Annotated in this window: 16 protein-coding genes; 9 read left to right on the forward strand and 7 right to left on the reverse strand. The window is 52.5% G+C overall.

What is annotated here, in order from left to right:
- The 4 genes from AB1483_12270 to AB1483_12285 form a co-directional block, all read left to right on the forward strand.
- Positions 1 to 855: RHS repeat-associated core domain-containing protein (locus AB1483_12270; protein ID MEW6413226.1), on the forward strand; the 855-nt coding region annotated here is incomplete at its 5' end.
- A gap of 233 nt (positions 856 to 1,088) precedes the next feature.
- Positions 1,089 to 1,877, forward strand: a complete 789-nt coding sequence (locus AB1483_12275) for an RHS repeat-associated core domain-containing protein (GenBank protein ID MEW6413227.1) — start codon at positions 1,089 to 1,091, stop codon at positions 1,875 to 1,877.
- Positions 1,874 to 2,629 (forward strand): hypothetical protein, encoded by a 756-nt coding sequence (locus AB1483_12280; GenBank protein ID MEW6413228.1) that lies wholly within the window; start codon positions 1,874 to 1,876, stop codon positions 2,627 to 2,629. Before AB1483_12275 ends, AB1483_12280 begins: the two co-directional genes overlap by 4 nt.
- A 278-nt stretch (positions 2,630 to 2,907) precedes the next feature.
- Positions 2,908 to 3,591, forward strand: coding sequence for a hypothetical protein (locus AB1483_12285; GenBank protein ID MEW6413229.1), 684 nt, complete (start codon positions 2,908 to 2,910; stop codon positions 3,589 to 3,591).
- Between the two features lie 18 nt (positions 3,592 to 3,609).
- Here the strand turns inward: AB1483_12285 and AB1483_12290 are convergent, their stop codons facing one another.
- The 5 genes from AB1483_12290 to eno form a co-directional block, all read right to left on the reverse strand.
- Positions 3,610 to 3,753, reverse strand: a complete 144-nt coding sequence (locus AB1483_12290; GenBank protein MEW6413230.1) for a hypothetical protein — start codon at positions 3,751 to 3,753, stop codon at positions 3,610 to 3,612.
- A 304-nt stretch (positions 3,754 to 4,057) separates the two neighbouring features.
- Positions 4,058 to 5,695, reverse strand: coding sequence for a chaperonin GroEL (groL, locus tag AB1483_12295; protein ID MEW6413231.1), 1,638 nt, complete (start codon positions 5,693 to 5,695; stop codon positions 4,058 to 4,060).
- A 23-nt stretch (positions 5,696 to 5,718) separates the two neighbouring features.
- A complete protein-coding gene (gene groES / locus AB1483_12300) occupies positions 5,719 to 6,009 on the reverse strand; it encodes a co-chaperone GroES (GenBank protein MEW6413232.1) in 291 nt (96 codons plus the stop codon).
- A gap of 292 nt (positions 6,010 to 6,301) precedes the next feature.
- Complete coding sequence (locus tag AB1483_12305; protein MEW6413233.1) at positions 6,302 to 7,498, reverse strand: S8 family peptidase; 1,197 nt, start codon at positions 7,496 to 7,498, stop codon at positions 6,302 to 6,304.
- Between the two features lie 314 nt (positions 7,499 to 7,812).
- Positions 7,813 to 9,108 (reverse strand): phosphopyruvate hydratase, encoded by a 1,296-nt coding sequence (eno, locus tag AB1483_12310; protein ID MEW6413234.1) that lies wholly within the window; start codon positions 9,106 to 9,108, stop codon positions 7,813 to 7,815.
- 421 nt (positions 9,109 to 9,529) lie between these two features.
- Here eno and AB1483_12315 point away from each other — a divergent pair, with 421 nt between their 5' ends.
- The 4 genes from AB1483_12315 to AB1483_12330 all read left to right on the forward strand — a co-directional run bounded on the left by AB1483_12315 (position 9,530) and on the right by AB1483_12330 (position 14,078).
- Positions 9,530 to 9,988 (forward strand): alanine:cation symporter family protein, encoded by a 459-nt coding sequence (locus AB1483_12315; protein MEW6413235.1) that lies wholly within the window; start codon positions 9,530 to 9,532, stop codon positions 9,986 to 9,988.
- Between the two features lie 110 nt (positions 9,989 to 10,098).
- Complete coding sequence (locus AB1483_12320; protein MEW6413236.1) at positions 10,099 to 11,511, forward strand: hypothetical protein; 1,413 nt, start codon at positions 10,099 to 10,101, stop codon at positions 11,509 to 11,511.
- A 24-nt stretch (positions 11,512 to 11,535) separates the two neighbouring features.
- A complete protein-coding gene (locus AB1483_12325) occupies positions 11,536 to 13,005 on the forward strand; it encodes a glycosyltransferase family 39 protein (protein MEW6413237.1) in 1,470 nt (489 codons plus the stop codon).
- Between the two features lie 143 nt (positions 13,006 to 13,148).
- Positions 13,149 to 14,078 (forward strand): SDR family oxidoreductase, encoded by a 930-nt coding sequence (locus AB1483_12330; protein ID MEW6413238.1) that lies wholly within the window; start codon positions 13,149 to 13,151, stop codon positions 14,076 to 14,078.
- A gap of 58 nt (positions 14,079 to 14,136) precedes the next feature.
- Here the strand turns inward: AB1483_12330 and AB1483_12335 are convergent, their stop codons facing one another.
- The gene (locus tag AB1483_12335) at positions 14,137 to 14,646 is read right to left on the reverse strand and encodes a DUF6125 family protein (GenBank protein ID MEW6413239.1); all 510 of its coding nucleotides are present in this window, start codon (positions 14,644 to 14,646) and stop codon (positions 14,137 to 14,139) included.
- Between the two features lie 254 nt (positions 14,647 to 14,900).
- Here AB1483_12335 and AB1483_12340 point away from each other — a divergent pair, with 254 nt between their 5' ends.
- Complete coding sequence (locus tag AB1483_12340; GenBank protein ID MEW6413240.1) at positions 14,901 to 17,846, forward strand: S8/S53 family peptidase; 2,946 nt, start codon at positions 14,901 to 14,903, stop codon at positions 17,844 to 17,846.
- On the opposite strand, the gene AB1483_12345 is transcribed toward AB1483_12340, so the two are convergent.
- Complete coding sequence (locus AB1483_12345) at positions 17,839 to 18,945, reverse strand: hypothetical protein (GenBank protein ID MEW6413241.1); 1,107 nt, start codon at positions 18,943 to 18,945, stop codon at positions 17,839 to 17,841. The genes AB1483_12340 and AB1483_12345 overlap by 8 nt on opposite strands.
- Positions 18,946 to 18,959: the final 14 nt, after the last annotated feature.

The raw sequence follows: 18,959 nt of genomic DNA on the forward strand, positions 1-18,959 counted from the left end.
GTGTATAATATAGTGGTTGATGACGAGAAACCGGGGCAGCCGGGGACGCCGGTCGACAGGTCGGAGACGGAGTCATCGGGGGGCGGTTCGGGCGATGTTGTGCTTGAGGGTCAGCCGGGGTCGGGGACGACGATTGTGTACAAGTTTCTGTATTATCATCTGGATCATCTGGGTACGCCGATGGCGGTGACTGACGGCGCGAAGGATGTTGTCTGGAGCAGTGATTATTATCCGTTTGGGTCGCTGTATGATGAGCAGGTGGTGCAGAGCAACGAGTTGCGTTTTCCGGGTCAGTATCATGACCGGGAGAGTGATTTGTATTACAATTGGCACCGTTATTACGAGCCTGAGTTGGGGCGGTATGTGACGCCGGACCCGCTGGGTCTGGGGGCTGGGGACGTGAATCTGTATCGGTATGTATATGGAAATCCTGCAAACTACAGTGATCCAACCGGAATGCAACCTTTCCATCCCAGCGAGGTAGATATGGAGTGGCCAACTTCTGATTCACAAGACTCCGAAGAGAAATGCGAGGAGCCTAAGTGTGACCGTTCTTGGGGCTGGTGTTACACGAGGTGCATTGGGACCCTTGCCCCGGGATTTGAAGGATTTTTCATTGGGTCACAGTTATTGTCCAATGTTCCGTACACGGTGAAGCCGCTAATCGTTTCGCCGAATCGTGTTATCTTCGTTGAAAAGCCGCATGTATTCGCAAAATTACTTCCACGCACCTGGGGTCTTGCCGCTAAAGTATCGAAAGTCGCGAGGCCGATTCAGGCTGTTGCTTTTTCGTGGGTCGCAGGATCGTCCTACGGATGTATGTTGAGTTGCGCGCTTGATCCGTGCAGTTATTGAGGAGAAGCGAAATGCAGGTTATTCCTCTCATATGTGCCGTCTGTGGCGTAGAGCTCACGTCAGAAGAGGGCATAATATGCTCTCGGTGCGGCAGATTTGTTTGCCTTGAGCACGCAGAAAGAAGAGAAAAGGATGAGTTTGTCTGTATTCAATGCTTCAGTCAAGATGAGGGAAATCGAGGTGAATCGGAGTTGCCTTAGGCAAGGGTCTCCAGGGTTGCATGGCGAACACAAGTGATCGCATTTTACCAGGTGACCGACGGCGCGAAGGACATCGTGTGGAGCAGTGATTATTATCCGTTTGGGTCGCTGTATGATGAGCAGGTGGTGCAGAGCAACGAGTTGCGTTTCCCGGGTCAGTACCATGACCGAGAGAGTGATTTGTATTACAATTGGCACCGGTATTACGAGCCGCAGTTGGGGCGGTATGTGACGCCGGACCCGCTGGGGATTGGCGCCGGGGATGTGAATTTGTACAGGTATGTAGTGGGCAACCCGCTTAGCTCTGCGGATCCAAGTGGTATGATTCTAGAGTGGATATTCGACGATCCGAATGAGAGAGCCGCCCACAAGGATGAGGCGACAACGTGTAAAGAGTTCGTGGAGTGGGCTCGGGCGTTCGATTATTCGTGGGACGAGGCAATGCACTCGGGTGATACACAAGACCGATGGAATGAGAGCGCAGCGGGACCTATGCAGGGATGCCGCTACATGATTGACCCCGCGAACCCGAATCAGGTGATAGATATGCGCCATTTCCTTGTGGTTGGGAAACACGGTGGAGAACTCGCTGGCCTGGTCAACGAAGTGCTTCAGGGGCTGGAAACTGAGTTAGCTGGTACCTTTGTCGGCGACTGGTTTGACCTTCACCGTCATTCTGGAATTTTTGATGCTCAAGATTTCCTTTCTAACACCTTGGGAGCAGAGTTCTACTACTTTAGATTGTCTGTGTGGGGTAATGACTTCCCATCCCAGCTAGAAGCTTGGTGCAAAGAGAGGGCTAAATTGAGGAAGTGCGAATGAAGAAGTTTAAGAAATACCTGATATGGTCGGCAGTGATAGTGGCCGGTCTCTTTGCCATTCTCATAACTCCAATAATCTATTGGAGTGTAACGAGCGATGCACGGCCATACGAGGAGATTAGAAAAGACATCAGGCGGATCGAACTGGGCATGTCGAAAGAGGATGTCCTTGAGATAATGGGGCAACCCGTAGCCGTGAGGCGGGCAGAGCTCGAGACGTGGCTTTTCGACGATCATCCTCTCCTGTCAGAACCGCCAAGGTGTAGCTTTGACCAGTCCGGTCGCGTGGTAGGTATCGTGTGTGACGATGACTATCGCATATGGGCCGAGGGGGTGGGGTGCGGATCTAGCTCGATATTGTACGTTGGTGGCTATCCGACACCGCAGGAGATCGATCTTCAGATCGAGAGGTATAGGGAAGCGACTGACCCGGGCCCCAGAGTAGACACTCTGAAGGCCATGCTGAAATCGCTAAGTAACCCGACCAGCGTGGGAGAAGATATGATAATAAGGGGAACGCTTAGTGAGCTGGCAGAGATATATCTTAAGGAGCATGACGAGGCTATACTCATTGCCGTAGATGAGACCCCAATTCAGGCCGGTTTTGCCAATTTCGTTTGTGATTTCTACAGTAACCTGGCGGAGGATTCGCTCTTCAGGGAGCGATATCGCCGGGACAATGGTCCTCTGAAGAGATGTGTCGGAATATCGTTTAGTGAGAGCGAGGTTGATAGTCTTCTCAAAGGGGAGTGACGCACCCCGGTGGGCCGCGTCTTACTGGATTCCGGTCCGCCATCGGCGGATTCGGAATGACTCAAAGAATGGCAGGAGACTGAGAAGGCTCCTGCCCTACAGAAAGACCGGGGGGAGTAGACGAAGAGGAAATAAGAGTTTACGGCAGAACCACTGCCGGGTTCTGCCCTACTGGGACTTCAATACCGGAACCGCAGATCGTCTTTGGGAGGAGTGGCGAACGATAGAAGAAGAGAACAAGATCAGGAGAGAACATGGTTTACCGGAAAGAGATCCCCATGCCAGGTAAGGCAATTTTTATTCTGTTCACCGTAACCCTGCTAATTGTATCATGCCACACGGAGCAATCGCCGCGAACATGGTACGGGCGGGACACGACACAGGCGGTGGTGGCGAGCGACAGCACCGTTGCCTCAGTCTTTGACGAGGCATCGTACTTTCAGCAGCGAGAGTCTTTGCTGAGAGAGGAGTCAGCGTTTGCCGTTCAGACTATCGAGCAGTTTGAGACCGTACTGGCAGCGTGGGCAGACAGCGATCTGGCAAGGTCGTTTTGGATGAGTATCCGCATCGACTACAAAGTTGTAGATGTGCCGCTAACGTTAGAAATCGGCGGCCCGGAGGAACCGCGTTATACTGGCAGGGCGGTTATTGCTACGGATTCGGGGATATTTATGGTGCGGTCGAACACTCTTATACCTGGGAGGAAGGTCGCGCTGGAATACAGTGGGCTCACCGCTGAAGAATTTCGCGCGATAATGCGGCGGATGGTGGATGAGTACCGGGTGTTCGATTTAGAGTCCGACTTGTCTGGAGGCGTTGGGTTTAACCCAGCGATGACAGTACTTCAAGTGAGGTATCAAGGAGACAGCACCTTGCTGCTGTTTGCCGAGTATAAGAAAACGCGGAGCGACGTTGCTCAGCGCATGTTTGACTACCTTGACAGTCTTTTCTGGGGGGAGTAGACGGAAAAGAAAGAAGAGTCAACGGCAGAACCACTGCCGGGTTCTGCCGTTGACTGGGACTTTCTCGGATAATTGCGATAAATCAATCGGCTGCAAAATCTTCAGCGCTTCGGCGAAGTTTCTGGCGAGTACCAACTGCTCGGCTCTCTCGATATTATTCATATCAAAGTCTCGTATTTCGATATCCTCTGGTGCGCTTTACGGCTTTAGGAACCGGATGTTTCCCTCTAAAAGCTGTCAGCCGGGGCACTGTTCAGGTTGGACATTAGCGCACACCGCGAAACGGTATGCGGCAGGCTCTCCTTTGTGTTTATGCTGCCTGAAGATAACCCAAACATTCTCATCTGTCAAACCGAGTTGGAGACACCAAACACTCATCTACCTATCAGACGTTTCAACCGCGGAAAAATAAAAAACCCGGCGCGAGGCCGGGTTTTTTGCGATGTATATAAAAAATAAGAATGTCTTAGTACATTCCGCCCATGCCGCCGGGCATACCGCCACCCATATCGGGCATGCCACCCTTTTTCTCTTCGGGCTTATCAACAATAACCGCCTCGGTTGTCAGAAGAAGTCCCGCGATAGAAGCGGCATTCTCCAAAGCGGCGCGGGTGACCTTGGTCGGGTCAATCACGCCGGCCTTGTAGAGGTCCTCAAAAGTGTCAGTTGCGGCGTTGTAACCGTAGGCGCCGGTCTTACTCTTGACCTCGTTGACAACGACCGAACTCTCGGTGCCGGCGTTGTGCGAGATCTGGCGAATAGGCTCTTCGAGCGCCTTGCGGACGATATTCACACCAACCATTTCGTCCTCGTCGACCTTGATGGTGTCGAGGGCTTTGATGCTGCGAAGCAGGGCGACACCGCCGCCGGGAACAATGCCTTCCTCGACAGCCGCGCGGGTAGCGTGAAGAGCGTCTTCGACGCGAGCCTTCTTCTCTTTCATCTCAGTTTCGGTGGCGGCGCCGACATTGATGACTGCCACCCCACCGGCCAGCTTGGCCAGGCGTTCCTGGAGCTTTTCGCGATCATAATCCGAAGTAGTGTCTTCGATCTGCTTGCGAATCTGACCGATACGTCCCTTTATCTGCTCCTTGTTGCCGGAACCTTCGACGATCGTGGTGTTGTCTTTGTCGATGCTGATCTTTTTGGCTGTTCCAAGATCGCTCATGACAGTGTTTTCGAGCTTGAAGCCGAGTTCTTCGGAGATAACCTTGCCGCCGGTAAGAACGGCGATGTCTTCGAGCATGGCCTTACGGCGATCACCAAAGCCGGGAGCTTTGACAGCGGCGACTTTTATGGTGCCGCGAAGCTTGTTGACTACCAGCGTCGCCAGAGCTTCACCTTCGATGTCTTCAGAAATAATCATGAGCGGACGACCCTGCTGGGCGACCTTTTCGAGAATCGGCAGAAGGTCCTTCATGTTGGAGATCTTCTTGTCGTGGATGAGAATCATCGGGTCTTCGAGCACCGCTTCCATTGTGTCGGGGTCGGTCACGAAATACGGCGAAACATAGCCGCGGTCAAACTGCATACCCTCAACAACATCGAGCGTAGTCTCGGCGGTCTTAGCTTCTTCGACCGTGATGACGCCGTCCTTGCCGACCTTCTCCATGGCCTCGGCAATCAAATCGCCAATCTGTTTGTCGTTGTTGGCGCTGATTGTGCCAACCTGCGAAATCTCTTCTTTGCCGGATACCGGCTTGGACATCTTCTTGATCTCTTCGCCAATCGAGATGACAGCCTTGTCAATGCCGCGCTTGATAGCCATTGGGTTGTGGCCGGCGGTGACATTCTTGAGACCCTCGCGGTAAATCGCCTGAGCAATTACCGTGGCGGTGGTGGTACCATCACCGGCGTCGTCAGAGGTCTTCGAAGCAACTTCCTTGACCATCTGGGCGCCGATATTCTCGAAATGATCTTCGAGCTCGATTTCCTTGGCGACCGTGACACCGTCTTTGGTGACAGTCGGGGAACCGAATTTCTTGTCGATAACGACATTGCGGCCCTTGGGCCCCAGCGTTACCTTCACGGCGTCGGCCAGCTTATCAACGCCTTCTTTGAGTTTGGCGCGGGCCTGAGCATCGTAATTTATGAGCTTTGCCATTTGTACTTCTCCTTCAGCGGTGGTTATCGATTAATAATCGCGTAGATATCGGACTCGCGCATGATCAAAAACTCTTCACCCTCGATCGAAACCTCGGTGCCGGAGTACTTGCCATACAACACGCGGTCGCCCTTTTTTACTTCAAGGTCGATTCTCTTGCCTTCTTCGTTGATACGACCCGGGCCGACTTCGATTACCTGACCTTCCATCGGCTTCTCTTTCGCCGTGTCGGGTATAATGATCCCGCCCTTCTTCATTTCCTGCTCTTCGAAAGGCTTCACGATGACACGGTCCGCAAGTGGTTTTACCTGCATTTTGATCCCTCCTGTTTAGTGGGAGTTAAGTGATTATTCTATATATGGTTTTCTTTTTCTTATTGTTAGCACTCATTGCGAGTGAGTGCTAACAGGCGAATATATATTAAACGAGCGAGCTGTCAAGAGGTTTCCCCGATTGTTATTATTTTTTTGCTTTGTTTGGCCATCGCGATGTACCTTGTAAGTGTCTGACATACAATGACAAAGCTGCTGTTTTCGAGGTTTAGGAGCAAATTCAGGCAAAAAAAAGCCCCCCTGAAAGGAGGGCTTGAATCGTTAAATCAATCGATTAGAAATCATCACCATTGGTGGTGCCGAGAACGGCCTTCTCAACATCGACCAGACCATTACCCTGCTGGAAGGCTGTCAGGCCGATGTCTTCGGCACTGCCGTTGAGAAGAGCCCGAATCTGCTCGTGAGTGTAATTCGGGTACTTCTGCATCGCCACGGCGGCCGCGCCAACAACCATCGGGGAGGCCATCGAGGTACCACTCAGCGGCCAGTATTTTCCCATCTTGTAGGTCGACAAGATTCTCACGCCGGGGGCAATCAATTCAATTTCCGGACCAAAGTTGGAGAAAGACGCAAAGGCGTCATACTGATCCGACGCTGAAATCGCCATTATGAAATCATATTTGGCCGGATAGCTGACCGGACCGGAGTTGTTGCCGGCTGAGGAGACCAGCAGGATACCCAGATTGTACATCTCCAGCATGGCCGCGCCTTCAGCCGTATTTTCATAGGCGCCACCGAAACTCATGTTCACTACCTGAATGTCGTTACCGGCGTCACCGTCAAAATGTGTCCCGATAATCCAGTCTATTCCGGTCAGAACGTTATCGGTGTAAATGAATTTGTTGTCGCTGATCTGCACGGCATAGATGTCGCAGTTCGGGGCTACGCCGACGACACCGATGTCGTTGTTATTGGCCGAGACAATACCGGCGCAGTGCGTGCCGTGTCCGACTTTGTCGTCAAAATCACTGGGATCGTCGTGCACCGCTGAGAAGCCGCCCGCCCAGGTGAGGTCAGGATGATCCATGTCACCGCCGGTGTCGAGGATAGCCACATTGACTCCTGAGCCGTTATAAACGGTGTTTGTCCAAACGTAATCAGCGTCGATACGGTCAACGCCCCAATCGAGGGTTTGAGCCGTGAACTCCCTGATATCGTTGTTGGCAATATAGGCGATGTTCGGGTTATTTCTGAGGCGGTTGATGTTTTCCTCCGGTACCGATGCGAATACGATCGGAAGATATTTATATTCTTTTTTGATCACGGCGCCGGCGGACGTTAGGGCGTCATCCGGGCGGCCGTTGGAGAATCCAATCAACACATCTTTCATTCCGGGGGCTGAATCCAATTTCTGACTGAGCACATTTGCGGAATTGTCCGGCGAGGTGGACATGTCGCTTGAGCAGCCGATGAAGAGGAATATGGCGGCTGCAATCAACAAGGAAACGATGAGAACGATAACTTTCTTCATTGATCACTCCATCTGTTGAACGTTTTTAATTAAAACCGACGCGCAATAAAGTGCTGCTTACCACCTCCCTTCAAATAATTGGAGAAATACAGACTTGTGCCATGTCCGAGCAATGGTATGAAATTGTTACTGCTGACACTTCGATAGTTGCTGCGTTTTTCCGGGTTAGTATGTATTAACGTAACCGAATGTTGACGGTTTTGTCAAGCAAAAATGTTGTCGTGCCCCACGCGGAACAAAAGTCTGACCGCAAGCAAAAGCGGGTAGACCCCGAAGATCTACCCGCTGACACGAATTCTTGCGAAAAAAGAGGACTATTTTAGATTATAAAATGTGTCCACGCCCGGATAAACGGCATGTTTGCCGATAGTCTCCTCAATGCGAATCAACTGGTTGTATTTGGCAATCCGATCCGAGCGGCACATCGAGCCGGTCTTAATCTGTCCTGCGCCAGTGGCGACCACGACATCGGCTATCGTGGCATCCTCGGTTTCGCCCGAGCGATGCGAGACTACGGCGGTGAACCCCGCTTTCTGAGCCATAGTGATGGCATCGAGTGTCTCCGTCAATGTTCCGATCTGATTGAGCTTAATCAGGATGGAGTTGGCGGCCTTTTCTTTGATGCCTCTGGCAAGTCTTGTCGGATTGGTCACGAACAGATCATCGCCCACAATCTGGATTCTATCGCCCATTCTGGCGGTCATCTCCTTGAAACCCTCCCAGTCATCCTCCGCCAGACCATCCTCGATGGAAATAATGGGATACTTTTTACACAGGTTTTCATAGAAATCGATCATCTGGGTCGAGGTCAGTTTCTTCTTCTCCGCGGCGAGATTATATTTCTTTGTCTTGGGATCATAAAACTCGGTCGAGGCGGGGTCCAGAGCGATGAGGATATCTTTTTTCGGTTTATAACCGGAATTTTTGATAGCTTCCATGATTACTTCAAGAGCTTCTTCGTTGGATTTCAAATCCGGGGCAAAGCCGCCTTCATCGCCGACCGCGGTATTGTAGCCCTTCTTTTTCAGTACCTGCTTGAGGTGTCCGAACACCTCGGCACCCATCTGCAGCGCCTGTCGAATATTCTTGGCGCCGACCGGCATGATCATGAACTCCTGCAGGTCGACATTGTTGTCGGCGTGCTTGCCGCCGTTAAGGATATTCATCATCGGTACCGGCATTATCTTGCAGTTGCTTCCCCCGATATATTCATAGAGAAACCGTCCGCGAGATTCCGCGGCAGCCTTGGCCGTCGCCAGTGAAACGCCAAGTATCGCGTTGGCCCCGAGCTTGGATTTGTTCTCGGTGCCATCGAGCCTAATTAGAAAATTGTCCAGCTCTATCTGGTCATACGGGTCGATATCGTCGCGCACCAGGGCCGGGGCGATGATATTGTTGACATTGTCAACGGCTTTGGTGACGGCCTTGCCGAAATACACCTTCTTATCGCCGTCACGAAGCTCCACCGCCTCGTGAGCGCCGGTCGATGCTCCCGATGGAACGGCGGCCCGGCCGAGAGTGCCATCAGCCAAACATACATCAACTTCAACAGTGGGTGTGCCGCGACTGTCGAGAATCTGGCGGCCGTAAATGTACATGTAATCAGACATGGCATATACCTTTCTTGTCTATGTTACTTTCGAAGTTCAGGCAAATTATGCTCTTAAGCATGCCGAAGCAAGGTTAAACTTGTCAGCCTTCAGGTATATACGATAATGTCAAAAGATCGATTGTGTTACCCACATTATTAATGGGGACTGATCCTTACCCCTTTCGGTGAGGGGGTCGGAAAGTCCTTAGAAAACAGTGAGATACAAGATGGCACGATATTTGATAAGTATGTCGGTGAAACAAGGTCAGTGGATTTGAAAAAGACTGGCCGACAAGCCGGCGTGAGCCGGCTTTTATTATTGCACCGGTATTCCGCCTGAGGCCAGCGCCTTTTAGCCAGCTTCAAAGGTCCCGCTTGGTTATCCACAAGGGGGCAATAGACAAGGTCAAGATTCTCCTTACGCTCAGATCCATACTCTGGTGATTTGCTCCATGACAGCCCTGGTCATTATCACGACCGGCAACTGCGCCAGCGGCGAAACCGGGGGCGTGCTCACCATGTCATCTTTTAACACCGCCCTGCCTTTATATGGCCGGTGGATGGTTGTCGGTGGCATCATGCTCTTTGCCTTTACGACAGTTCTCGGATGGTCCTATTACGGTGAGAAGGGAGTCGAGTACGTTGGAGGAGAGAAGGCCAAAGTGCCGTATAAGTGGGTCTATGTGATATTCACGCTGCTCGGGGCGCGCTTCGATCTCACGACTGTCCGGGCATACGCCGACACGGCCAACGGCATGATGGCGGTTCCCAACCTCATCGCGCTTATGGCTCTATCAGGTGCGCTGGTGAAAGTCACGAAGAAATACATGGATGAAAAGTCACGGGGGCTTCACATACCATACAAGCAACGTCTGAAAGAACTCTCAAGGAAGTCTTAATGGCCGGGTCGGTGACCCGGTTTTTTTTGCGTAATGCTAAGACAGGGATACCCGTGCTCGTGGGGATTAATGCTTGATGTTGGGCCGATGGTCCGATAAATTTCGTTTGCATGCTATCAACAAATCAGAAATCGATCCTCATCTTTTTTGCCGCGGTTGCGACCCGCCTGGCATATCACTGGCTGACAGGATTCACGGCCGATGACGCTTTCATTACTTTCCGCTATGCCGAAAATATCGCCTTCGGCAAGGGCTTCGTTTACAACGAAGGGGAGAGGGTCCTTGGAACGACCACGCCCCTGTTCACCCTGTTGTTGAGCCTGCTTGCCGTTTTAAGGATTACCCCGCTTCATGCCTCGTTGTTTATATCGCTGGTCTCTTCGGGCCTTACGGCCGCGATCATCTACCGGTTCGCTCTTGGACTGCGCTTTACCCGGTTCGCGGAAATTCCGGCGATTCTTTACATTCTGTGGCCGAGATCCCTCGCCGCGGATACCTGCGGCATGGAAACGGCACTTTTTACCATGCTCGTGACCGCTTCGTTCTACTATCAGCACAAGCGCTTGTTCTTTTACAGCGTTGCCCTGGCCACACTCTCCGCGGTAACGCGGCCGGAAGGTCTTTTGGCGCTTGCGCTGGTAGCAGCCGGGGCCTGTCTGAATGACCGTCGGAACCGGATGTCATATATTGTCGTGCCGATGGCGCTGATTGTGCCCTGGCTGCTGTTCTCCAAATTCTACTTTGGTTCGGTCGTGCCGCACGCTATCACCGCCAAGCTCGCTCTCTATAGCAGATTCGGATCTGACGGTTATCTTAACAGCCTGTTGCAACTGATGGGCTGGCACAACCCCGCCGGATGGATTGTCACTGCCGCCTTTTTCGTCGGGGCCTGGTGGCTCAACCGCAAACAGAACGCGGGATGGCTGGAAATATTCTGGGTTTGCGGTCTGATTGTCTTCCTCACTTTCACCAAAACCCACATCTTCTTCTGGTATGTTGTCCCGATCTATCCAATGTATCTGCTATTCGCTTCTGCCGCCGCCCCGCTCATTTCCGAGCGTTTCAATTGGAGCCACGGGCGAATCCGTCTGGTTGTCCCGGTATCGTCAGTTGTGATTGCCGCGTTGCTGATTGTCGCCGTGATTCCCAAAGTGGAATATTATCGGACTTTTCAACTGCAAATGGATAGTGTTCACAAGCAAATAGGTCTCTATCTTTACAGTCACGCCGACAGAAAAAACGATTCGGCCGCACTCGAGGATATAGGATATGCCGGGTATTACTCGAAGATGCGGATATTGGATCGCGATGGTCTGGTGTCGCCCCAGGTAGTCCCGTATAATCGAAACGGCAACTATATGCAGGCGGTGCTCAGCAGTGGCGCCGAATGGGTTGGAGCTGCGATGGGAAGCCATATCAGTGCGTTCGTGTCCGACTCGACTTTCCTGGAAAGATACCGTCTCGAGAAATGTTTTTCGTATGAAGATTACCCGAATTATTGTATCTATAAACGTATCAGGTAATATTTCATTTAGAGGAGGGTGCGTATGAGAATAGCGAGGATATCAGCAGGTGCATTACTCATTGTGGTGAGTCTGGCATCGCTTTTGAGGTTTCAGCCAATACTTGAACTGTTTTCTTTCCTGAGCCCCGATGGCAATATCACCGCCCTTATGCAACTCTCGCTTCGGCTCTGCCTGATTTCGCTGGGCGCAGTAGGACTTTGCCTGATACTGTTCCCGGCCTTGTCAAAGTTGGCGGTGAGTATTAATGCCGCGCTCATGAAACCGGGCAGAGGTAAATTTCTGTGGTACGCGTTGGGAACCGCGGCGTTGTTGCGGACTGCGGTGGTCTTATTCGTCCCTCTTAATCTGTGGGCCGATTACCGGTTCTATGATGAACTCGGATGGCAGTGGGCGCTCAAAGGAGGCTACTACAACGGTGACCATCTGACCGCCTACTGGCCGCCCGCCTATCCATTCGTATTGTCGAGATTATATCTGCTATTCGGCCACGTTCAATATCTGGGAGGAGTGCTGAATATCCCGCTCGGAACAGGCATCGTGGTATTTACCTATCTGATAGTCAGACGATGTTGGGACGAAAGCGTCGCTCGCTGGACAACGCTGATAGTAGCCCTTTTCCCCAGCCAGATATTCTTTACCTATCTCCCGGCATCGGAAATATTGTTCACCTTCCTGCTGCTCGCCTCGATTCTGTCTTTCCTGACTCTTGATCGCAAGCTCACCGGCAAATGGTATCAGGTTCTGCTGGGAGGGATACTGCTTGGCCTGGCGACTTTGACGAGAGTGATTTCCAAGCTGCTATTGGTCGTCATAATACCGTTCTGGCTGTGGGAGACAAAGGATCTGAGTCGAACGATCAAATACGGTCTTGTGGCCCTCTGCGGTTTCGGGTTGGTCATAGTCCCCTGGATGGTGCGAAATTATCAGGCGGTGGGGGTGGCAAAAATCAACACCAACACCGGCATTAACCTGTTCATTGGCAACCAGCCCGGATCGGGTATGGGCTACAACTCGAACATCGCCACCCAATACGATATGAATTCACCAGGGCAGGAAGCCGATATTGATTCGGCGAGTTGGCACCGGGCCTTGGACTACATCTACGAGCGTCCGGGAGCTTTCCTTCTTCGCGGTCTCGCCAAAACAGCATTCTTCTATGCCGGGGACACCGATCCCCTGCAATTCGATCTTCAAATCGCGGCCGAAGAATCCCGCTTCAACTACGCGGTGGCGTGGTCTGTGCTGGCACAATCTTACTATATTGTCGTCTTGGTCGCCGCGCTGCTGGGATTGATTATCTTTTTCAGGTCCGGCCCCGCGATTCGCCATCCCCGCGGCTATCTGCTTCTCGGGATAATCCTCTACTGGACAGCCGTACATTTTGTCTTTTACGGTGTCGGTCGTTATCACTTTCCGATTATCCCGATAATTTCCGCCTTCGCCGCGCTGTACATAAAGAGCGTGGTTGATAAACGTATTAAAATGTATTAGCTTGCCTTCGCCAAAGTATTGAAGAGAGGTTTCCCGTGATAAGCCGCTGGCGGAACATTGTAACGGCCGTTTCGTTATAGATGAGAGCAACCGCAGATACATTGGCTGGGACATTTAATTAATTCCAAAGGGGATTACTGAATATGAAATATCTCGTGACCGGTGGCGCCGGATTCATAGGCTCCAATATAGCGACTCATCTTATCGACAAAGGGGAGAAAGTCCGCATTCTGGACAACTTCTCGACCGGCCGTCGTGAAAATCTGGCTGGTATCGAGAATAAAGTTGAATTGATCGAAGGCGACATCAGGGATCAGGCGACCGTAAACGATGCCGTCAGGGGAATCGACTACGTCCTCCATCAGGCCGCTCTGCCATCCGTACCCCGCTCGGTTAAGGATCCGGTTACTTCCAATTCGGTCAATGTTGATGGTACCCTGTTTCTATTGGATGCCGCCAAAAACGCCGGTGTCAAAAAGTTCGTGATGGCGTCATCATCATCGGTGTACGGTGAGTCCAAAGAACTTCCCAAACACGAGGGTATGAGACCCGACCCGCTTTCCCCTTATGCGGTGACCAAGCTCACAAATGAGTATTACCTGAAAGTATACTGGGAACTTTACAAATTCCCGACCGTGGCGCTGAGGTATTTCAATATCTTCGGGCCCCGGCAGGACCCCAAAAGCGAATATGCGGCCGTCATTCCAAGATTTATCACCGATATGCTAAGCGGGAAACAACCGGTGGTCTTTGGCGATGGCAAACAGTCGCGCGATTTTACGTATATCGAGAATTGCGTCCAGGCGAATGTTCTGGCGGCCACCAACGACAAAATCGTCGGCGACTATTACAACGTCGCTATCGGCGGGCAATTCACGCTCAATCAGATGCTTGATTTCCTTCGCAAAATTATCGGCACCGATATCCAGGCGAAATATGACCCGCCGCGCTCCGGCGATATTCTCCACTCGTACGCGTCGATAGACAAATTTAAAGCTTTCGGATACAGTCCGACCGTGGGGTTCGAGGAAGGTCTCAGGCGCACGGTGGAATTCTATAAGAAACGTATGTGACGGTTATTGACAGGCCGTATTAGAATAAAAAGGCGGGGCGCTTTGGGCCCCGCCTTTCTTATATCGAAAATCTCCATCCGCAATAATACTTCTCACCGGCTTCTGGGTCCGGCGGGCAGCAAATACACTCGGTCTTTATGCGCGGATCGATCGTCTTCGCGAAATTGGTGTACTCGACAATCCCCACGCTCTTACACGGGAACAGCGGCATCTGCTTGCGTTTGCGGGCCGACTGCACCCGGCAATCCGTCATATAAAACTCGAACGAATTCTCTGTCTCGTTGCCGATTACCTGCGTGTTTATGAAAGCATACAAACGCAGCCCGAGCGCCTTCTTGAGACCCTCAAGCCCGCTGTTTTCCGGTATGTTGTGACGGGCCATGATCCTCTTGGCCTCGATGACCGTGAATTTGTCCCAGGCGTCGGTGTCTGCCTCTATAGCCGCATCCATCCCGTATTTCTTCTCAACCACCTGAAACCACAAACCGTCATGGGCCAGCCAGTTCTTGGCGAAATCAACCAGCATCTCTTCGAGAGTCTCGCGGCTCAACTGCTTCATGTTGCTCATTACAGATTACCTTTCGATATCTTTTGCATGCTACGTGAATCAGGAACAATTTGGTTTACATTTTCCAAGCATTTAGGTATCATTTTACGTTATTTAGAGCAGAGAATCAAATGTTAATGATAATCTGCCGCCGGTAAAGAAGACTACGAAAGATCGGAATCGGACGCGCAAAAAAAGTCTACTCGCCGAGGAAATATTATCGCCTTTGCTTGTTAAAAGGATAAGAGCGGCCCGGCCGCCGGGAAGACACCACTATGAGTCGATATCGGTTTATATTGTATTTGCTGCTTCTGGGCTTTTCAACGATATCCGTATCGGCAGGTAACCTGTCGGATGAACTCACTGACCTGATAGCCGCGAAAAAATCCTCCGACATTGTCAAAGTCTGGATAAAGCTCTACGATGTCGAGACATCGGCCGAGTTCAAAGCCAAAATCTCATCACGCTCATCGGCCCTGTCCGATATTCACAAATCGGGCATCGACCGCCTGAAAGCCAACCATACGGACGCACAGGACGAATTGCTCGATCACTTGCGCGCGATGACATCAAATAAACAAGCATCGGTTAAATCGTACAAAGGCCACTGGATCGCCAACATAATCGAAGCCGAGGTCTCGGTCGAGCAACTCCGCCAACTTGAGCGAAGATCCGATATCGAGACCATATACTCCGAGCCCCAAATCGTATCGATTCTGCCGGAGCAGGCCGTGTCAATATCGGCAAAGACCGCGATAGTCGAATCCAACATTCAATATATCAACGCTCCCGCCGCCTGGTCCGCCGGATATACAGGACAGGGGAGAGTCGTATGCTCGTTCGATACCGGCGTCGATGGCCTCCATCCGGCCCTTTTCAACAATTGGAAGGGCCACGATGGTGACTCGGCGGCGGCATGGTTCGACCCGGCAAGCGGTGAATCCTTCCCGCATTCACTGGACACTCTTGTGGTGCCGCTTGCCTCTCCCGGTCACGGCACGCACACAATGGGCATTATCGTGGGGCACGACGATGCTACCGGTGATACGATCGGCGTGGCGCTCGATGCCAAATGGATCTCCGCGGGAGTAATCGATATCTACGGTGCCTCTATTATCGATGCGTTCGAATGGGCGGCGGATCCCGATGGCGACCCGAACAGTATCGATGATGTCCCCGATGTTATCAGTCACAGCTGGGGCGTCTCCGATGTCGGTTGTGACAATATTTTCTTCACTATCATCGACAATGTCGAGGCCCTCGGTATCGTGAATGTCTTTTCCGCCGGTAACGAAGGCCTTCAGGGGGCAGGCACAATACGCAATCCGGCTGTCCGGGCCAACACCAATATCGACTGTTTTGCCGTCGGCAACATTGATGACAGTGTGGGTGTAATTGCGCAGTCCTCCTCTCTAGGTCCATCCTCCTGCAACGGTGCTACCAAGCCTAATGTCGTGGCTCCCGGCGTAGGTATTCGCTCAGCGTGGCCGGGAGGGGGGTACAGTGAATTGGGCGGAACCTCACAGGCGGCTCCGCACGTGGCGGGGTTGGTGGCAATGTTAAGGCAGAGAAATCCGAATGCTACGGTCGATGAAATCAAGCAGGCTATTCTCGTCTCTACGAACAAACTCGGCCGCAACCTCCCCGACAACACCTACGGATGGGGACTGATAGACTGCATGGCGGCGCTCAACGCTCTCTCAGAAACCAACGCCACGCCAAATATCAGGGTCTATTCGTTTGACCACGACCCCATCAGCCCGGGTGACGAAGTGGTCGGCACGCTCGTCCTGCAAAATCTGGGAGCGCCCGCCACCGGCGTAACAGCTACTCTCGTAGACCACAACCCATCGCTCGATATTATCGCGGGGCTTGCTTCATTCGGCGCCATCACCACCAATGAAGCCGCGACGGCCGATGTTGACTTCAGGGTGATGGTATCGGATACCGTCACCGAAGGCTCCCTGTTGTCGCTCGAGCTGAACATCGACGGTGACGGTTACTCGACCACAACCAGACTCTATTTCCAGATTGGTCCGGTCAGTCAGCGCAATTTTGTCACTCACGATGTCGGCAATATTGATTTCACGATATCCAACTGGGGCACTTTCGGACTCGGCTCTGATTCGTATTACCCCGCGGGCGGCGTCGGCTTTCGGTATATGGGCGGCTCCGATGAGATTTTCGATGGCGGCCTGATGATCGGGGTGGCAAGCGATAAAGTCTCCGATGGCGTGCGCAACGCATCATCGGAACCCGATGGCGACTTCGCGGTCCTTCCCGGCGGCGAGATGAGATTCATCACTCCCGATGACAGCATCACCCAGCAATCATGGGCTGTCTTCACCGACGCCAGAGCGGAAAACCCGATTGGTCTGACAATCGAGCAAACCAGCTACGCTTTCAATTACGAACCATACCGCGATTTCATTATCATCCGGTATATAATCCAAAATACCGGCACCGCCGGCCTTGGCAATGTATATGTCGGACTCAATTTCGATTGGGATGTGATCGATTGGCTCTACAACGCCGGTGGCTACAGCAGCGCCGGCGAGTTCACCTGGGTGGCCTATCACAGCGGTACCCTGTTCACTCAATACCGGGGCGTCAAGCTGCTTCATGGCCTTATGAACACGGCCTTCACGTCGCCGACCGACTTCGCTTACTGTGTCCCAGACAGTCGGGGTTTACCGGTCGACTGCTATACCAGCGCCCGGAAATTCGCCGCGCTCACGAAAGGCATCGCTTCACCGGTCGAACTTGAGACCGCGTCCGATGACCTCCTTCAACTTCTCGCCGCCAGAATCCCCGGCATGTCCGTCGGAGAGACCGACACCGTCGCTTTCGCGCTCATAGCCGCCAGCACCTTTACCGGAATCGAAACGGTAGCCGAGCGGGCCTACCACGCCTATGTGGAATTCCTGCACGACGGTATCCCCCCCGAACCGCCGACACCAAAAACCTTCGCGCTTCGACAAAATTATCCGAATCCATTCAACAGCGGCACGACCATCCTGTTTAACCTGCCGGAGTACTCGAACTATACCCTGACTGTTTACAACGTCCTCGGTCAGAAAGTGCGTGAGTACAAAAATGCCGATGGGCCCGGCGAAGTGATGGTTACGTTCGATGGCGGCTCGCTCGCTTCGGGGGTCTATCTGTACAAACTCGACGCCGGCAACAACACCGAATCTAAGAAGATGCTCCTGCTTAAGTAGAGGCACAAGTAAAACTCACCGCGCAAATACCACTCTCCGCCGAAATAGCGCTCGCCTCATCGACTGTCCGACAGATGAGAATCAACTTGTCTCGGTCAATGCGTGACAGATCCAGATCCCCGCGATGCCTGTATTCGTTCTCACTCGTCCAATCAGCCTTCTCACCTTTTGACTGGCACAGCCAGCTATCGCCGTTTGTTGGGCGACTTTCATCCGGATCGGTATATTCAACCGGCATAATACCGAGGTTCTCTGCCGTTTGAGTCTCAATGCCGATCCCGTACGGTTCGAACGACATGTGACGGTATCGCGAACGCCACCGAATAAGCTCAAGCATCTTGCACGGCGCCGTTTTCGAAAACGCTACGGCGGCAATCTTACCGGGCATGTGCTTTGACGATGCCTTCAGCGTCCGTGTCGCCGCAATATTGCGGAGCGTATCAAACGCGCTTCGCGGATAAACGTCTGACTCGATTACAGAGCGATAATAATCAATCGGCCGCTCGGTCGGCCAGGGGCCATCGAAAGCCCTCGTCCAGTGAATCAGGAATTTCCCTTCGATTTCGCTCAAGTGGGGGTTAAGCTCCTCCGGCGCTATCGTATAACTCACATTGGCGCTTTCACTTTCGTATTCAACCTGAAACCGTCGGTCTATTATCTTGTCGGTTCGGTCCGCTTGTTCGAGAAGATGTTCCAATCTCCCGTCAGGCCGAATAGAAATCGGCACCAGCATATCGGCGCGGCCCACAATCCAACTGTCACGGAGCTGCCACAGCGCCCCTTTGTCGGCGCAGCCATCCGATGGTACCGGCACGAATGTCGTCAAGTTGGGGCAGAGGTCGAAATCGACATGAATTTTCTCGAGTTGGTCGCGAAGGTCCTCGCCCCGGCTTCGCGGAACATAGAGGTTGAGCCGCAGGCGATAAATCGACCCAAGACTTGTCAGAAGTTCCCACGTGGACATGCCCACCGAAGAACACAGAGCGATGTCTTCTCGCTTGAGCCATTTGATGCATTCGATTGATTGCGTCACCCATTTACTGCGCGCGCACAGGCGCATGGACTGACGCGACAGCAGAGCCGCCGCCGTGAGGTTCATGTTTTCCTCCCCTG

The organism is Candidatus Zixiibacteriota bacterium (assembly GCA_040756055.1).
In the GTDB taxonomy this organism is placed as follows: domain Bacteria; phylum Zixibacteria; class MSB-5A5; order GN15; family FEB-12.